Below are 14919 nucleotides of genomic sequence, written 5' to 3'. Positions count from 1 at the left end.
GGCTCCAGGGTCCGCGACGGACCGCCGCCACCCTTGACCACAGGAGGCTCAAGGACAGCGTAGGCCCGTCCGGCCGCTCAGGTGTCGATGCTGCGTGGTGACAGGTTGCGGAACCTGGGCAGGTGAGAGGGGAGATCGCGAGTGGCCCGGCTCACATGGCGTGAGAGGGGCGCCGCCGACACCATGGGTGCTCCGTCACCGCAAGGCTGAAGGGATCAAGAATGTTCCGCAAGGTGCTGGTCGCCAACCGCGGGGAGATCGCGATTCGCGCGTTCCGCGCAGGGTACGAGCTGGGCGCGCGCACCGTCGCCGTCTTCCCGCACGAGGACCGCAACTCCCTGCACCGGCTCAAGGCCGACGAAGCCTACGAGATCGGGCAGCCCGGACACCCGGTGCGGGCCTACCTCTCCGTGGAGGAGATCGTCCGCGCGGCGCGCCGTGCCGGAGCGGACGCGGTGTACCCCGGGTACGGATTCCTGTCCGAGAACCCTGATCTGGCCCGGGCCTGCGAGGAAGCGGGCATCACCTTCGTCGGGCCGAGCGCGGACATCCTGGAGCTGACCGGGAACAAGGCCCGCGCGGTGGCCGCCGCGCGGGAGGCCGGCGTACCCGTGCTCGGCTCGTCCGCGCCCTCCAACGACGTCGACGAACTGGTCCGCGCGGCCGACGACGTCGGCTTCCCCGTGTTCGTCAAGGCGGTCGCAGGTGGCGGCGGCCGCGGCATGCGCCGCGTGGAGGATCCCGCCCAGCTGCGGGAGTCCATCGAGGCGGCGTCCCGTGAGGCGGCGTCCGCGTTCGGCGATCCCACGGTGTTCCTGGAGAAGGCGGTCGTCGAGCCCCGCCACATCGAGGTGCAGATCCTTGCCGACGGGCAGGGCAACGTCATCCACCTGTTCGAGCGGGACTGTTCGGTGCAGCGCCGCCACCAGAAGGTGATCGAGCTGGCGCCCGCGCCGAACCTCGACCCGGAGCTGCGCGACCGGATCTGCGCCGACGCCGTGCGGTTCGCCCGCCAGATCGGCTACCGCAACGCCGGCACCGTGGAGTTCCTCCTCGACCGCGACGGCAACCACGTCTTCATCGAGATGAACCCGCGCATCCAGGTCGAGCACACCGTGACCGAGGAGGTCACCGACGTCGACCTGGTGCAGTCGCAGCTGCGCATCGCCGCCGGCGAGACCCTCACCGACCTCGGCCTCGCCCAGGAGACCGTGACGCTGCGCGGCGCCGCGCTGCAGTGCCGTATCACCACCGAGGACCCCGCCAACGGCTTCCGCCCGGACACCGGCCGCATCAGCGCCTACCGCTCGCCGGGCGGCTCGGGCATCCGCCTCGACGGCGGCACCACCCACGCCGGTACGGACATCAGCGCGCACTTCGACTCCATGCTGGTCAAACTGACCTGCCGGGGCCGGGACTTCAACACCGCGGTGGGCCGTGCCCGGCGCGCCGTGGCCGAGTTCCGCATCCGCGGCGTGGCCACCAACATCCCCTTCCTGCAAGCAGTACTGGACGACGCCGATTTCCAGGCCGGCCGGGTCACCACGTCGTTCATCGAGCAGCGCCCGCACCTGCTCACCGCCCGCCACTCCGCCGACCGCGGTACGAAGCTGCTGACCTACCTGGCCGACGTCACCGTGAACAAGCCGCATGGCGAACGGCCCGACCTGCTCGAGCCGTTGACCAAGCTGCCCGCGCTGCCCGCCGGTGAGCCGCCGGCCGGGTCCCGGCAGCGGCTCGCCGAACTCGGCCCGGAAGGCTTCGCCCGCTGGCTGCGCGCGTCCCCGACCATCGGCGTCACCGACACCACCTTCCGCGACGCCCACCAGTCGCTGCTCGCCACGCGCGTGCGCACCAAGGACATGCTCGCCGTCGCCCCGGTGGTGGCGCGCACCCTGCCCCAACTGCTGTCCCTGGAGTGCTGGGGCGGCGCGACCTACGACGTCGCCCTGCGCTTCCTCGCCGAGGACCCGTGGGAGCGCCTGGCGGCCCTGCGGGAAGCCGCGCCGAACATCTGCCTGCAGATGCTGCTGCGCGGCCGCAACACCGTGGGCTACACGCCGTATCCCACCGAGGTGACCGACGCCTTCGTGCACGAGGCGGCCGCCACCGGCATCGACATCTTCCGCATCTTCGACGCCCTCAACGACGTCGCCCAGATGCGGCCCGCCATCGACGCCGTACGGGACACCGGAACGGCCGTCGCCGAGGTGGCCCTGTGCTACACCTCCGACCTGTCCGACCCGTCGGAGCGCCTGTACACGCTGGACTACTACCTGCGCCTGGCCGAGCAGATCGTCGAGGCGGGCGCCCACGTGCTGGCCGTCAAGGACATGGCGGGCCTGCTGCGCGCCCCGGCCGCGGCGACCCTGGTGTCGGCCCTGCGCAGGGAGTTCGACCTGCCCGTCCACGTGCACACCCACGACACCGCCGGCGGTCAGCTCGCCACCTACCTCGCCGCCATCCAGGCCGGCGCGGACGCGGTGGACGGCGCGGTGGCGTCCATGGCGGGCACCACCTCCCAGCCGTCCCTGTCGGCGATCGTGGCCGCGACCGACCACTCCGACCGGCCCACCGGCCTCGACCTCCAGGCCGTCGGCGACCTGGAGCCGTACTGGGAGAGCGTCCGCAAGGTCTACGCCCCCTTCGAGGCGGGTCTGGCCTCGCCGACCGGCCGCGTCTACCACCACGAGATCCCCGGCGGACAGCTCTCCAACCTGCGTACCCAGGCGGTCGCGCTGGGCCTGGGCGACCGCTTCGAGGAGATCGAGGCGATGTACGGCGCCGCCGACCGGATGCTCGGCCACCTGGTGAAGGTCACCCCCTCGTCGAAGGTGGTCGGCGACCTGGCGCTGCACCTCGTGGGTGCGGGCGTCTCCCCGAAGGACTTCGAGGCGGAGCCGGACCGGTTCGACATCCCGGACTCCGTCATCGGGTTCCTGCGCGGCGAGCTCGGCACCCCGCCCGGCGGCTGGCCCGAGCCGTTCCGCACGAAGGCGTTGCAGGGCCGCGCCGACGCCAAGCCGGTCCAGGAGCTGAACGCCGACGACCGCGAGGGCCTGGCGAAGGACCGGCGGGCGACGCTCAACCGGCTGCTGTTCCCGGGCCCCACCCGCGAGTTCGACACGCACCGCGACACCTACGGCGACACCAGCGTCCTCGACAGCAAGGACTTCTTCTACGGACTGCGTCCCGGCAAGGAGTACTCCGTCGACCTCGAACGCGGTGTGCGGCTGCTGATCGAGCTGCAGGCCGTCGGCGACGCGGACGAGCGCGGCATGCGCACCGTGATGTCCACCCTGAACGGCCAACTGCGGCCCATCCAGGTCCGCGACCGGGCGGCGGCCTCCGACGTCCCCGTCACGGAGAAGGCCGACCGTGCCAACCCCGGCCACGTCGCGGCACCGTTCGCCGGCGTGGTGACCCTCACGGTCTCCGAGGGGGACGAGGTGACGGCCGGTGACACGGTGGCCACCATCGAGGCGATGAAGATGGAGGCTTCGATCACCGCCGCGAAGTCCGGCAAGGTGACCAGGCTCGCCATCAATCCCATCCAGCAGGTCGAGGGCGGCGACCTCCTGGTCGAACTCGCCTGAGCGGCCTCCAGGGCCGGAAGGTCAGGGGCACGGTCACGCGGACTCCTCCGCCGGGCCGTGCCCCTGCCGCTGGAAAGGCGTCAGCTCTTCTGTTCCTGGAGGAAAGCCGTGAGTGCGGCCATGAGTTCGGCAGGTGCGTCCTCCTGGACGAGGTGGCCCGCGCCGGCGATCGGCTCCAGCCGCGCGCCGGGGATCCGGGCGGCCAGCTCGCGGCCTTTCGCCACGGGGATCCAGGTGTCGTCCTCACCCCAGCACACCAGCGTCGGGAAGCCGATCTCGCCGTACCGTTCCTGGACTTCGTCGGTGTAGCGCTGGTCGGCCTGGGCGATCTGCCGGTAGAAGGCCGACTGGCCGACCTCGCCCAGCCAGGGCCGGCTGAGCCGGTCGAGGACGGCGGGGTGCAGGCCGGGGCTGCTGGCCGAGCTGATGTACTCGCGCACCAGAGCGCGGTGCAGGGCGGGCGGCAGTCGGTCGAAGACATCGGAATGCTCGCCGACGAGGCGGAAGAACGGGGAGCCCCACGGGGCCAGCGCGACCGGGTCGACCAGGGCGAGCGCGCGGTAGCGGGCACCGTGCAGCAGGTGTGCCCGCAAGGAGACGGCACCGCCGAAGTCGTGTGCCACCACCAGAGGTTCGTCGAGGTTCCAGTGGGCCAGGAGCTCGGTGAAGACCCTGCCCTGGGTTGCCAGGGAGACGTCCTGGTCGGTGGACATCTCCGATTCCCCGTAACCGGGCATGTCCCACACGAACACCTGGTGGTGGCGGGCGAGCGCGCGGGCGACGGCGCGCCAGACGTACGAGGAGAAGGGCGTGCCGTGGAGGAGGACGACCGGATCCTGGCCGGGCTGCCCGAGGCTGCCCCAGCGGATGTCGCCCGACGTACTGCGGAATGTCTCGGGCAGCTGCCATTCACTCACGGGTGCCGGTCCTCTCGGTCGTGTCTGCCGAAGCCTCCACCATATTGAGGACCGCGCTGAGCGCGACCGCCCCTTCGAGCAGCGCTCTGGAGCGAGTTGCGATACCTGACTCCCTGGCCGCCAGCGCGGAGTTGACGTCCTCCGATCGGCGGGCGCCGCGCAGCTCCGGCATGAGGGCGCGCAGGGGTGCGATGCGGTAGCCGGTCTTGCGCAGCTGGTGCACGATCCGCGCATCCCGGACCTGGGCGGGTGTGTACCGGCGTGTGCCACGCGCGGGGTCACGGTTCGGGACGACGAGTTCCTCAGTATCCCAGTGCCGCAGCGTCGAAGGACGTACGCCGAGAGCGGCGGCGAGGTCGGAAACGCTCATCGAGTCCGACGCCCGTACGTCCTCGATCGGCTCACCGGCGATGGCCCGGGCGGCCTCCTGGGCCAGCCTCAGTTCCGTGCGCTCCGCGTCCAGCCGGGCGTGGGCCGCGTCGAGCAGGGCCAGTGCCTGCGAGGCGGGGGAGTGGTGGACGGCCCGGACGATCCGCTTGGCCTCGGTGGGACCGGCGCCCGCTGCGAGGGTGCGGTAGGCCAGCGCGGACTGCAGATGCAGGTCCCCGTAGATCCGGTAGCCCGTGGCCGTGCGTGTCGCCGGTGGAAGGACACCGTCGCGTTCGAGATTGCGCACTTGTTGAACGGAGTACCCGCATTGCCGCGCGACATCGGCGGTGCGCAGAACACCTGATTTGAGACTTGCCACCCCGAAAGCCCTCCGTCTGCCCCTCAAAGTCTCCACAAGCACTTCAATGCAACGCTAGAGCACATGACCATGGACGAGATCATCGGCTTCGTGGACGGACTGGACGGTGTGCTGATCCTCAGGCCGGCACCGGGCGACGGCACACCGGACATCAGCTGGGGCGACACGTTCTTCTACTACGCCCCCGATCGGGTGCCCCCGACAACGACCCAGCCGTTCGCGACGATAGTGACCAAGAACTACCCCGGCGACGAGGCCTCACGTCTGGACCGGGCGGACACCTTCCGCGTGAACGTCAACGCCGGGAAGGAGGCGTTCGTCCGGTGGACCGGTCACGCGCCCCGCGAACCAGCCACCGGCGAGGTCGATCCCAGCGCCGCTGACACCCTGATCGCCCATCCCGTGTACGGCGCCCTCGGCTGGCTGGCCGTCGTGAACCCGGGCCCGCGCACGGCAGCGGCGACCCGTGACCTGCTGCGTGCGGCCCATCACTTGGCCCGCTCCCGGCACGAGCGACGCGGCGCATCGACCACGTGAGGAGCCGAGCGGCTGCGTCACTCCCGCCCCGCATGCGCCCGGGCGCACCGCATCGCACCCTGGTGCTATGGCAAGTGCGCAGCTCATCGTCATCTATCCGCCCGCCGAGGACGGCGGTCGGCGGGTGCGTGCGGACACCCGGTTCCTGGGCATGGCGTACGGGCTCCTGGACGTGGCCGAGTTCCTGAGTCAGGCGGGGATCGAGGACGCCGATCCCGAGTACGTACGGCAGTCCGCCCTGATCGAATGGCGGGGCGGCGGCCCGGACGCCTGGGGTCACTGAAGGGGCGGTACGACCACAGCCTCCGCCGTCAGGGTGCCTCGGTCAGGCGGCCTTCTTCCTTCCTCTGCGGCCCGCCCCGGCGAGGGCGTCGATCAGCTGGGCGCGGGTCATCTTCGAGCGGCCCGGGACATTCCGGTCGGAGGCCTGCTGGTAGAGCTCCGACTTGCTCATCCGCCGCAGCTCGCTCTTCTGCGCCGGACGGCCGGAAGCCGGCTTCTTGCGCTGCTCGGCAGCGCCACTCCCGGAGGAGCGGGCCTGGTCGAGACTGTGCTGGAGGACATCCATCAGGTCGACGACGTCGGTCGCCTCGGGGGCTTCCTCGGCGACGGCGATGTCCCGGCCCTCGGCCTTCGCCTTGACCAGCTCCCGCACCTTCTCCTGGTAGGTGTCGTGGTAGCGGGCGGGTTCCCATTCCGAGCTCAGCGCGTCGACCAGCTGCAAAGCCATGTCCAGCTCCTTGCCGCGCCCGGCTCGGCCGGAGGGCAGCTCGGGCAGTTCCCTGCCCGGGTCGCGCACCTCGTCGGCCCAGTGCAGGGTCTGCAGGACAAGGACCTGGTCGGCCGCGCGCAACGCGGTCAGGTACTGCCTGCCGCGCATCACGAAGGTCGCGATCCCCGCCTTGTCCGCCTCGGCCAGCGCCGCGCGCAGCAGTTCGTACACCTTCAGGTGTTCCTTGCCGCGCGGGGCGACGTAGTACGTGCGGGCGAAGTACACGGGCTCCATGTCGGCCAGGTCGACGAAGTCCGAGATCTCGATGTCCTTCGACCGGCCCGGCGCGATCTCGTCCAGTTCGTCGGGGTCGATGACGATGGACTCGCCCTCGGCCGCCTAGAAGGCCTTGACGATGTCCTTGTTCTCCACTTCCTTGCCGGTGCGCTCGTTGACCCGCCGGTTGCGGATCCGGTCGGCGGTGCCGCGCTGCAGCTGCTGGAAGTGGACGGTGTGGTCCTCGGTCGCGGTGTACAGGCCGACCGGCACGCTGGCCGGCCCGAACGTGATCACCCCTGTCCAGATCGCACGAGCCATGCCGTCCCGCTCCGTCCCGCGTGCAACCGAAGGCCCGCTCGGGCCGTGTCCCGCCTCCACGCTCGCACCCCGCACCCGGCCTCGCGCGCGGAGAGCGGATCGGGAGCGTCCTCACGCGTCCGCGAGACGGTTGGGCTGAAGCAGCAGCAGGGCGATGTCGTCGGTGTGGCGGTTGGTGCGGTGGGTGTGGCGGACCAGGCTGTCCACGAGCTGGTGCAGGGGCAGATCGCTCGACTCGCTGAGGTGGTGGGCGAGGTCGGCGATGGTCTGGGTGATGTCGGTGCCGGGGTCTTCCACGAGGCCGTCGGTGTAGAGGGCGAGGAGCGTCTCCGGGCCCAGCGGCAGGGTGGTGAGCGGGTAGGTGGGAGTGCCGAAGCCGAGGCCCAGTGGAGGGCCGGGGCGGACGTCGACGGGGTGGGCCCGGTTGTCGGGGAGCCGCAGGAGCGGGGGAGGGTGTCCGGCGCTGGCGAGAGTCACCTGGTGGCGGGCGAGATCGATGTGGGCGTAGAGGCAGGAGACGAAACGGCTGGCGTGCAGGTCGGCGAGGTCGCGGTCGGTGCGGGCGAGGACCTGGTCGGGAGCGGCCCCGGCCGTGGCATGGGAGTGGACGGCCATACGGACCTGGCCCATCAGGGCCGCTGCCGTCATGTCGTGGCCCTGCACGTCTCCGATGACGGCCGCGGCGGTGGTGTTGGTGAGGCGGATGAGGTCGTAGAAGTCGCCGCCGATGTTCACGCCCTGGCTGGCGGGGAGGTAGCGGGCGGCGACCTCGAGACCGGCCACGGTGGGCAGGGCGTGCGGCAGGAGGGTCTGCTGCAGGGCGTGGGCGAGGTTGTGCTTGGCGTCGTAGAGGCGGGCACGGTCCAGGGCCTGGGCGATGAGACCGGCGAGAGGCGTGAGGATGGAGCGTTCGGCGGCGGTGAAGGTGTGGGGCCGGTTGTAGGCGAGGAGCAGACAGCCGATGGGACGTCCGGAGCTGAGCAGCGGCAGGAAGGCCCAGGCGTGTTTGTCGCTGATCTGCGGTGCCCTCGGGTAGAGGCGGGCGAGTTCACCGCGGTTGGCGAAGAACAGGGACGCGCCGGTGGCCAGAGCGCGGCCGGCCGGCGTCAGGTCGGCGTCCGTGGGCAGGCCGTCGAACTGCTCGATCAGGGAGGGCTCGTAGCCGCGGTGTCCGATGATCTGGATACGGCCGGCGTCGGCGGCGGACATGATCATGCCGTGGGCGCCGAAGGCAGGCAGGATCTGGTCGGCGATCAGGTCGACGACGTCCTGGACACCGACGGCCTCGGTCAGTGCCGCTGTCAGGGCCATCAGCAGATGGATCCGGCTCGTCGGCGGGGTGCTGGCGGGGGAGGCCGGCTGCGTGCCGAGGGGCTTGGACGACTGGTCGGGGGTGATGAGGATGCTGGTGCCACTGTCGTCCGTGTGCAGGCCCAGGTCCAGCCACTGGTCCGGTGGGCGCAGGACGGTCAGGGCGAGGTGCTCGCGGCTGCTCATGGCAGTGCGGTACGCGTCCATGTACGCGATGTTGTCGAGCCAGGGCAGTGACTGCCAGGGCTGGGTTCCCAGCAGCTGCTTCGCCGGTCTGCCCAGCAGACGGGCGGCTGCGGTGTTCACGTAGGTGATGCGCCCTCCGAGGTCAAGGGCGAGCGTGCCCAGAGGCAGGCGTTCCACCAGGTCGGCCGCCGCGAGCTCGGACTGCGGCCTCGGCTCCTCGCGGTGCGGATGGACGAAGCGGGGCCGGTCCGGAATGACCGGAGGCGAGGCCTCCGCGTCCAGCAGGCGGGCGATGCGGCGCGCGCTGACGGCGATGCGGCCGCGCTCGCGGCGGCTGAGGCGGGGGGACCGGTCCGGGGCCCAGATCAGCAGCAGCGCACCCCGGCAGTGCCGGATCTGCTTCAGCGGGACGATGGCGAACGCGACTTGGTAGGGGATGGTCGCCGCGGCACGCGGGTAGGAGCGGGCCAGCGCCTCCAGGGAACTCACCCAGACGAGCTGTTCGTGGCGAACCGCATCCTGCGCCGGACCGCGGATGGCGAACGACATCCGCCACCACGGTGCGAAGGCATCGACCGGGAGACCGCACAGGGCGAGCAGGCCCAATGCGGTCTCGGCCGGGTCCAGCAGGTAGACACCCCCGGACCTGGCACCGGTGCGCCGCACAGCCGCCGCCAAGGCGTCGCCGAGCGGATCAGCCACCTCCGGCTGCTCATCGGACCCGCTCATTCGGCGCAACACCCAACGCCCATATTCAGAACGCTAAGCCCGACCCGGCGGCACGGCATGTGGATCAGACGTCCTGTGCCGTGCCGGGAGGCGACGTCGGCGTTCCGAGGCGGCGCTGCATGAACGGCTCCTGGGACAGTACGGCCCCCACGCTGAGGCCGACGGCGACGGCCACGCACACGATGATCAGCCAGGACAGCAGCACGAAGACCGGACCGGCGGAACCGTAATTCTCCAGTGCCCGGTTGAGCGCCCGAGGCATGTAGAAGTGCGCGGTCAGGGACAGGGCGCTGACCGCGATCGCCGTGATGACCGCCCCCGGCAACAGGGGTGACCAGCGGACGCCGCCGCCCAGCAGAAGGTGCTGGGTCCACCACCACAGGGCCGTCTCCACGACCAGGATGACCGGGACTCCCAGCAGCGCCCCGAGGCCGACCCGGTTGTGCAGCAGCCCCTGCCCGACCAGTGCGCCCAGCCACAGGACGATCCATGCCAGCCACCGCCACGGAGCGACCTTCGCCCCTGACCGGGGCAGCAGCCAGGCCCGTCTGCACAGCCGCTGCACCGCACGACTGACCGCGGTGGCCGACAGCAGCACCATCAGTGTGCCCACCAAGCCGGTCGCCTGGCGCAGATCGTCGGTCGGGGGCTGGAACGCCTGCTCGATCTGCGACTTCGCCTGCCCGTTCAGACCGAAGACGGCACTGACCGCCGCGGTGACCTGGTCCTGCACCGCCTGGGGCGCGTACGCACTCAGCACGAACAGCAGGGGAACGGCAGTCAGGAAGCACTGCGCCGCGATGCGGGTGGCGGAGTCGAAGATGTTCACCGACACCATGCGGTCCACGATCCCCGTGACCACCGGGAAGCGGGTCTCCACCCGTGCGTGGACGGCCTTCAGCCAGGCAGTGAGTTTCCTGATGCGGCCACGCCACCATGACGCGTGCAGCAGGGAGCGGCTCCGCCGGTGGCCGTCGGCGGAGTCCTCGCCCGTGCCCCCGCGCGGCATCACTCACCGGCGCGCGTGGAGCCCGGGCATGGCGTCCCGGTCCCTGCCGTCGACGGCATCCGTGCGGAAGTCTCCATCGCGCCGCTCCTTCCCGGTCTCCAGATTGCGTGACTTGGCGGGCCACGGCACTCCGTCGCCCGCCAAGGGGCACTACACGGACGCCGGGGAAGCCGGGGCCGTCGGTCAAGAGATGCGGCGGATCACGGCCGTGCCTACCCTCGTGCCGTACGGCGCCTGATGGGATCGCCCATGGTCGTGGACCTGCTGCTCATCGCCCTCGCCATCACGCTCGACCCCCTCCCTCTCATGGCGTTCGTGCTGGTGGTGGCATCCCCGGCAGGGGGGTACGGACAGGGCTCGCCTTCATCGCGGGGTGGATGGCGTGTTTCGTCGCGGTGATCGCCCTGGTCCTGACGCTGACCGGCGGGCAGCCCCCGGCTCCCAGGTCGCCTCCGTCCACGGCGAACCTCGCGGCCAAACTCCTCATCGGGGTGTCGCTGATCGGGTACGGCCTCCACCGGCACCGCCGGCGGGACCGGCACCGACCACCTGGCCACGACCGCACAGCGAACGCTGCGCCCGATGACGCCGGAGCCTCGCCGTCGCGCGGCAAGTCGTCCTCCTTCCTCGCCACCCGGCTGGACCGCGGCGCGATCTGGCCGGCGGCGGGACTGGCCGTCCTCCTCCAGCCGTGGGGACTCGTCGCGGCGGGCGCCGTGACCGTGGTGGAGGCCGACACCTCCCACGTCACGACCTGGGTGGAGCTGGTCGCGTTCTGCATCGTCGCGACGGCCGGCCTGCTCGCCGCCGAGCTGTACGTCGTACTGAAACCGGCCTCGGCCCGGCGCCGACTGCTCGGCCTGCGCACCTGGATGGCGGACCACGCCCACCAGGCCATCGTGTTCGGCAGCGTCGCGATCGGCCTGTGGCTGACGGGAAAGAGCGTCTACGAGCTGGCCAGTTGACGTCCCGGAAGGACCACCCGCGCAGCGCCCGGCCGGACCCGGGGCGATAGTGGGCGTGTACCGGACCTCCACCGTCACCTCAGGGAGGGAGCTTGACCGCGAAGGTCGACAGCCCCCGGGTCGTGATCGTCATGGGCGTGTCGGCGTCCGGGAAGTCCACCGTCGGTGCGCGCCTTGCCCAACGGCTCGGTGTGCCCTTCCTGGAGGGCGATGAACTGCACTCCGCGGCCGAACGGGCCAAGATGGCCCTCGGGCACCCCCTCGACGACGCCGATCGCCGGCCCTGGCTGGCGGCCCTGGCCCGGTGGATCCGCTCGGCCGTGTCACACGGGCGTGGTGGGGTGGTCGCCTGTTCCTCTCTGAAGCGCCGGTACCGGGACGAGTTACGGAGCGCGGGCGAGGGCGCGAAGGTGAGCTTCGTCCACCTGGCCATCGATCGCCGGTCGGCCAGGGAGCGGATCGCCCGCAGGAAGGGGCACTTCATGCCACCGGGGCTGCTGGACTCGCAGTACGCGATTCTCGAACCGCTGCAGGCCGACGAGCCGGGCGTCACCGTCGACGCGAGCGCCACCCCGGAGCAGGTCATGGCAGCGGCGCTGCGAGCGGTGGCCGAACCGGACGGATAGCGGGTGTGCCGCTTCCCGCCCACACGGGCGTCCCGTTTCCCGTCCACAGGAGACCCGTATGGAACTGGTCCACTTCCGCATGGTGATGCCGTCCGCCCTCACCCGGCCGACCGTCGCCCTGCTCTCCTCGCACGGCAGCGTGCTCAATCTCGTCGTGGTGAGGTCGGGCCAGGTCCCCGAGGGCGACGCGGTGGAGTGCGACGTGGTGCAGGGCGCCGCCAACGACGTGCTGGGGCAGCTGCGCGAACTGGGCGTCGACCGTACGGGGTCGATCGCCGTGGACAGCATCGACGTGATGTTCTCGCAGCGGGCCGAGCAGCTCGAGGCCGATCAGCCGAGCGCGCTCGTCCACGCGCCGTTGTGGGCCGGCGTCGAGGCGCGCATCCGGGCTGAGGGCACCTACCGGCCGTCGTTCTACCTGTTCCTGGTCATCGCCGGGATCATCGGCTCTGTCGGCATCATGTCGAACTCTCAGATCCTCATCGTGGCGGCGATGGTGGTCGGCCCCGAGTACAACGCCATCACCAGCGTCGCCCTCGGCCTCGACCGCCGTAGCCGACGCAGGGTCCGCGAGGGTGTGTGGGCGCTGGTGGTCGGGTTCTCCCTGGCGATCGTCGCCACCTTGGGATTCGCCGCCGTGGCCCGGGGCCTCGGCCTTCAGTCGGAGGCCTTCGATCTGGGCCTGCGGCCCGTGTCCAACCTCATCGGCACGCCGAACTTCTTCTCCGTCGTCGTGGCCTTCCTCGCCGGCATCGTCGGAATCGTGTCGCTGACCGAGGCGCGCGGCAGCGCCCTGCTGGGTGTCTTCATCTCCGTCACCACCATCCCCGCCGCCTCGGACATGGCGGTCTCGCTGGCGTTCGGGGACTGGGACCACGTGTGGGGCTCGTTCGTCCAGCTGTTGCTCAACGTCATCGTTCTCGTGGCCGTCGGAGTCCTCGCTCTCCGTGCCCAGCGGCGACTGTGGCACCGCGCGACCCGACGGGCCGCGGCATCCGGACGCTAGGGGATGCCGGACGGCCGCTGCCCGGCCCCCGCACCCCCGCCGCCCTCATCCCCGCGCGCCGATCTCCGACTCCCGGCTTAGTCTGAGGCGGGGGGCATTCGGGTGAAGCGCACGCCGAGAGGTGGCCTCGATGGACGACTACCCGCTGATCGAGAACCACGGCCTCCTCGGCGACCTGCAGACCGCCGCACTGGTGACGACCGACGGTTGCATCGACTGGTTCTGCGCCCCGAGATTCGACTCACCCAGTGTGTTCGGGGCCCTGCTGGACCAGAACAAGGGTGGGCACTGCACGGTCCGGCCGCAGAACGGCGCCTACGCGACCAAGCAGTTGTACTTTCCCGACACGGCCATCCTGGTCACCCGCTTCATGACCGAGGCGGGCGCCGGTGAGGTGATCGACTTCATGCCCGTGACGGGCACGAAGGTCACGGAAAGTCACCGACTGGTGCGCATGGTCCGATGCGTGCGCGGCAGGATGACGTTCGAGGTCGAGATAGCGCCGCGGTTCGACTACGGCCGGCAGGCGCACCGGTTGCACATCACCACGCATGGGGCGGCGTTCGTAGCGGAGGACGGCTCGAAGCTCACCGTGCACCCCGTACGCGAAGCGGAGGACGAGCGACTGCTCGACCTGCTCGCCGACCGGCGGGACGCCCTGCACTTCACGCTGACCCTGGAGGCGGGCCAGGAGCGGGGGCTGGCGCTGGAGTGGGGCGCCGACGGGCCGCCCAGGGAGATGCGCCTGGCCGAATACCATCAGCTCTTCGACGAGACGGTGCAGTTCTGGCGTACCTGGCTGGGCCAGTCGAGCTACACGGGACGCTGGCGCGAAGCCGTGGAGCGCTCCGCGATCACCCTGAAACTGATGACCTTCGCCCCCACCGGCGCCGTGGTGGCCGCCCCGACGGCCGCACTCCCGGAGCAACTGGGCGGGGAGCGCAACTGGGACTACCGGTTCACCTGGATCCGTGACGCGTCCTTCTCGGTGTACGCCCTGCTGGGACTGGGATTCACCGACGAGGCAAGGGCGTTCATCCTGTGGCTCGCCGACCGGGTCAGGGAGCGCGCCGGACGGCACGGTGACACCGGGCCGCTGAACATCATGTACAAGGTCGACGGCTCCTCCGACCTGGACGAACAGATCCTGGACCACTGGGCGGGCTACGCGGGCTCCGCGCCGGTACGGATCGGCAACGGCGCCGCCACCCAACTCCAACTGGACATCTACGGCGAGGCCCTGGACAGCATCTACTTCGCGCACCGGCACGGTCTGCAGCTGGGGCACCACGGATGGAACTCACTGCTGACCAACCTCGACTGGCTGGTCGACCACTGGGACCAGGCGGAGGAAGGACTGTGGGAGACCCGCGGCGGCCGGCAGGACTTCACCTACGGCCGCGTCATGTCCTGGGTCGCCTTCGACCGGGCCCTGCGGCTCTCCGACGCGAACGGACGCCCGGGCCCGTCCGAACGCTGGCGCCAGGCACGCGACGACTGCTACGAGCAGGTCATGGCCAAGGGTTGGAGCGAGAAGCGTGGGGCCTTCGTCCAGCACTACGGCAGCGAAGTCCTCGACTCCTCGCTGCTGCGCATGTCGACGGTCGGGATCATCACGCCGGAGGACCCGATGTGGATATCCACCCTCGGCGCCATGGAACAGGAACTCGTCAGCGACAGCCTCGTCTACCGCTACAACCCCGACGCCTCCCCCGACGGCCTGCGCGGCTCCGAAGGCACCTTCTCGCTGTGCACCTTCATGTACGTCGACGCCCTGGCACGCGCGGGACGGACCGGCAAGGCGCGGCTGGTGCTGGAGAAGATGATGGGGTACGCCAACCACCTGGGCCTGTACTCGGAGGAGATCGACCCGACGGGACGTCAGCTGGGCAACTTCCCGCAGGCGTTCACGCATCTCGCCCTCATCGACGCCGCCATCACTTTGAACGCGGCGCTCGAGCGCCGATCCTGACGCCCCGG

12 protein-coding genes and 1 pseudogene are annotated in these 14919 nt (G+C 70.7%); 7 read left to right on the top strand and 6 right to left on the bottom strand.

What is annotated here, in order from left to right:
* The first annotated feature begins 221 nt into the window (after window positions 1-221).
* Window positions 222-3596 carry a pyruvate carboxylase gene (locus ACZ7M7_RS16380; RefSeq protein ID WP_472117068.1) on the top strand — a complete coding sequence of 1125 codons (3375 nt, stop codon included), beginning with the start codon at window positions 222-224 and terminating at the stop codon, window positions 3594-3596.
* An 80-nt stretch (window positions 3597-3676) separates the two neighbouring features.
* On the opposite strand, the gene ACZ7M7_RS16375 is transcribed toward ACZ7M7_RS16380, so the two are convergent.
* Window positions 3677-4513, bottom strand: a complete 837-nt coding sequence (locus ACZ7M7_RS16375) for an alpha/beta fold hydrolase (protein WP_472117065.1) — start codon at window positions 4511-4513, stop codon at window positions 3677-3679.
* Window positions 4506-5261, bottom strand: a complete 756-nt coding sequence (locus ACZ7M7_RS16370; protein WP_472117062.1) for a MerR family transcriptional regulator — start codon at window positions 5259-5261, stop codon at window positions 4506-4508. Before ACZ7M7_RS16370 ends, ACZ7M7_RS16375 begins: the two co-directional genes overlap by 8 nt.
* A 63-nt stretch (window positions 5262-5324) precedes the next feature.
* Here ACZ7M7_RS16370 and ACZ7M7_RS16365 point away from each other — a divergent pair, with 63 nt between their 5' ends.
* Both ACZ7M7_RS16365 and ACZ7M7_RS16360 read left to right on the top strand, forming a co-directional pair.
* Window positions 5325-5798 carry a DUF6194 family protein gene (locus ACZ7M7_RS16365; protein WP_472117059.1) on the top strand — a complete coding sequence of 158 codons (474 nt, stop codon included), beginning with the start codon at window positions 5325-5327 and terminating at the stop codon, window positions 5796-5798.
* Window positions 5799-5865: 67 nt separating this feature from the next.
* The gene (locus tag ACZ7M7_RS16360) at window positions 5866-6081 is read left to right on the top strand and encodes a hypothetical protein (RefSeq protein ID WP_383602164.1); all 216 of its coding nucleotides are present in this window, start codon (window positions 5866-5868) and stop codon (window positions 6079-6081) included.
* 42 nt (window positions 6082-6123) lie between these two features.
* Here ACZ7M7_RS16360 and ACZ7M7_RS16355 read toward each other — a convergent pair whose 3' ends face one another.
* From ACZ7M7_RS16355 to ACZ7M7_RS16340, 4 genes and pseudogenes are all read right to left on the bottom strand, one after another.
* Window positions 6124-6252: a Rho termination factor N-terminal domain-containing protein gene (locus ACZ7M7_RS16355; RefSeq protein ID WP_472117999.1), complete on the bottom strand. Its 129-nt coding sequence runs from the start codon at window positions 6250-6252 to the stop codon at window positions 6124-6126.
* 150 nt (window positions 6253-6402) lie between these two features.
* A pseudogene (gene ku / locus ACZ7M7_RS16350) lies at window positions 6403-7107 on the bottom strand (non-homologous end joining protein Ku); the annotation flags it as partial.
* A gap of 111 nt (window positions 7108-7218) precedes the next feature.
* Complete coding sequence (locus ACZ7M7_RS16345; RefSeq protein WP_472117056.1) at window positions 7219-9333, bottom strand: GAF domain-containing SpoIIE family protein phosphatase; 2115 nt, start codon at window positions 9331-9333, stop codon at window positions 7219-7221.
* Between the two features lie 64 nt (window positions 9334-9397).
* Window positions 9398-10342, bottom strand: a complete 945-nt coding sequence (locus ACZ7M7_RS16340; RefSeq protein ID WP_472117053.1) for a YhjD/YihY/BrkB family envelope integrity protein — start codon at window positions 10340-10342, stop codon at window positions 9398-9400.
* Between the two features lie 377 nt (window positions 10343-10719).
* On the opposite strand from ACZ7M7_RS16340, the gene ACZ7M7_RS16335 reads away from it, so the two are divergent.
* The 4 genes from ACZ7M7_RS16335 to ACZ7M7_RS16320 all read left to right on the top strand — a co-directional run bounded on the left by ACZ7M7_RS16335 (window position 10720) and on the right by ACZ7M7_RS16320 (window position 14911).
* Window positions 10720-11307: a GAP family protein gene (locus tag ACZ7M7_RS16335; RefSeq protein WP_472117050.1), complete on the top strand. Its 588-nt coding sequence runs from the start codon at window positions 10720-10722 to the stop codon at window positions 11305-11307.
* 131 nt (window positions 11308-11438) lie between these two features.
* Complete coding sequence (locus ACZ7M7_RS16330; RefSeq protein WP_472117996.1) at window positions 11439-11933, top strand: gluconokinase; 495 nt, start codon at window positions 11439-11441, stop codon at window positions 11931-11933.
* A 58-nt stretch (window positions 11934-11991) separates the two neighbouring features.
* Window positions 11992-12939, top strand: a complete 948-nt coding sequence (locus ACZ7M7_RS16325) for a DUF389 domain-containing protein (protein WP_383602181.1) — start codon at window positions 11992-11994, stop codon at window positions 12937-12939.
* Window positions 12940-13060: 121 nt separating this feature from the next.
* Window positions 13061-14911, top strand: a complete 1851-nt coding sequence (locus ACZ7M7_RS16320; protein ID WP_472117047.1) for a glycoside hydrolase family 15 protein — start codon at window positions 13061-13063, stop codon at window positions 14909-14911.
* Window positions 14912-14919 lie beyond the last annotated feature (8 nt).

The organism is Streptomyces sp. NPDC111606 (genome assembly GCF_055656945.1).
The sequence above is the reverse complement of the archived record's forward strand: the minus strand, read 5'-3'. Positions and strand labels throughout refer to the sequence as shown.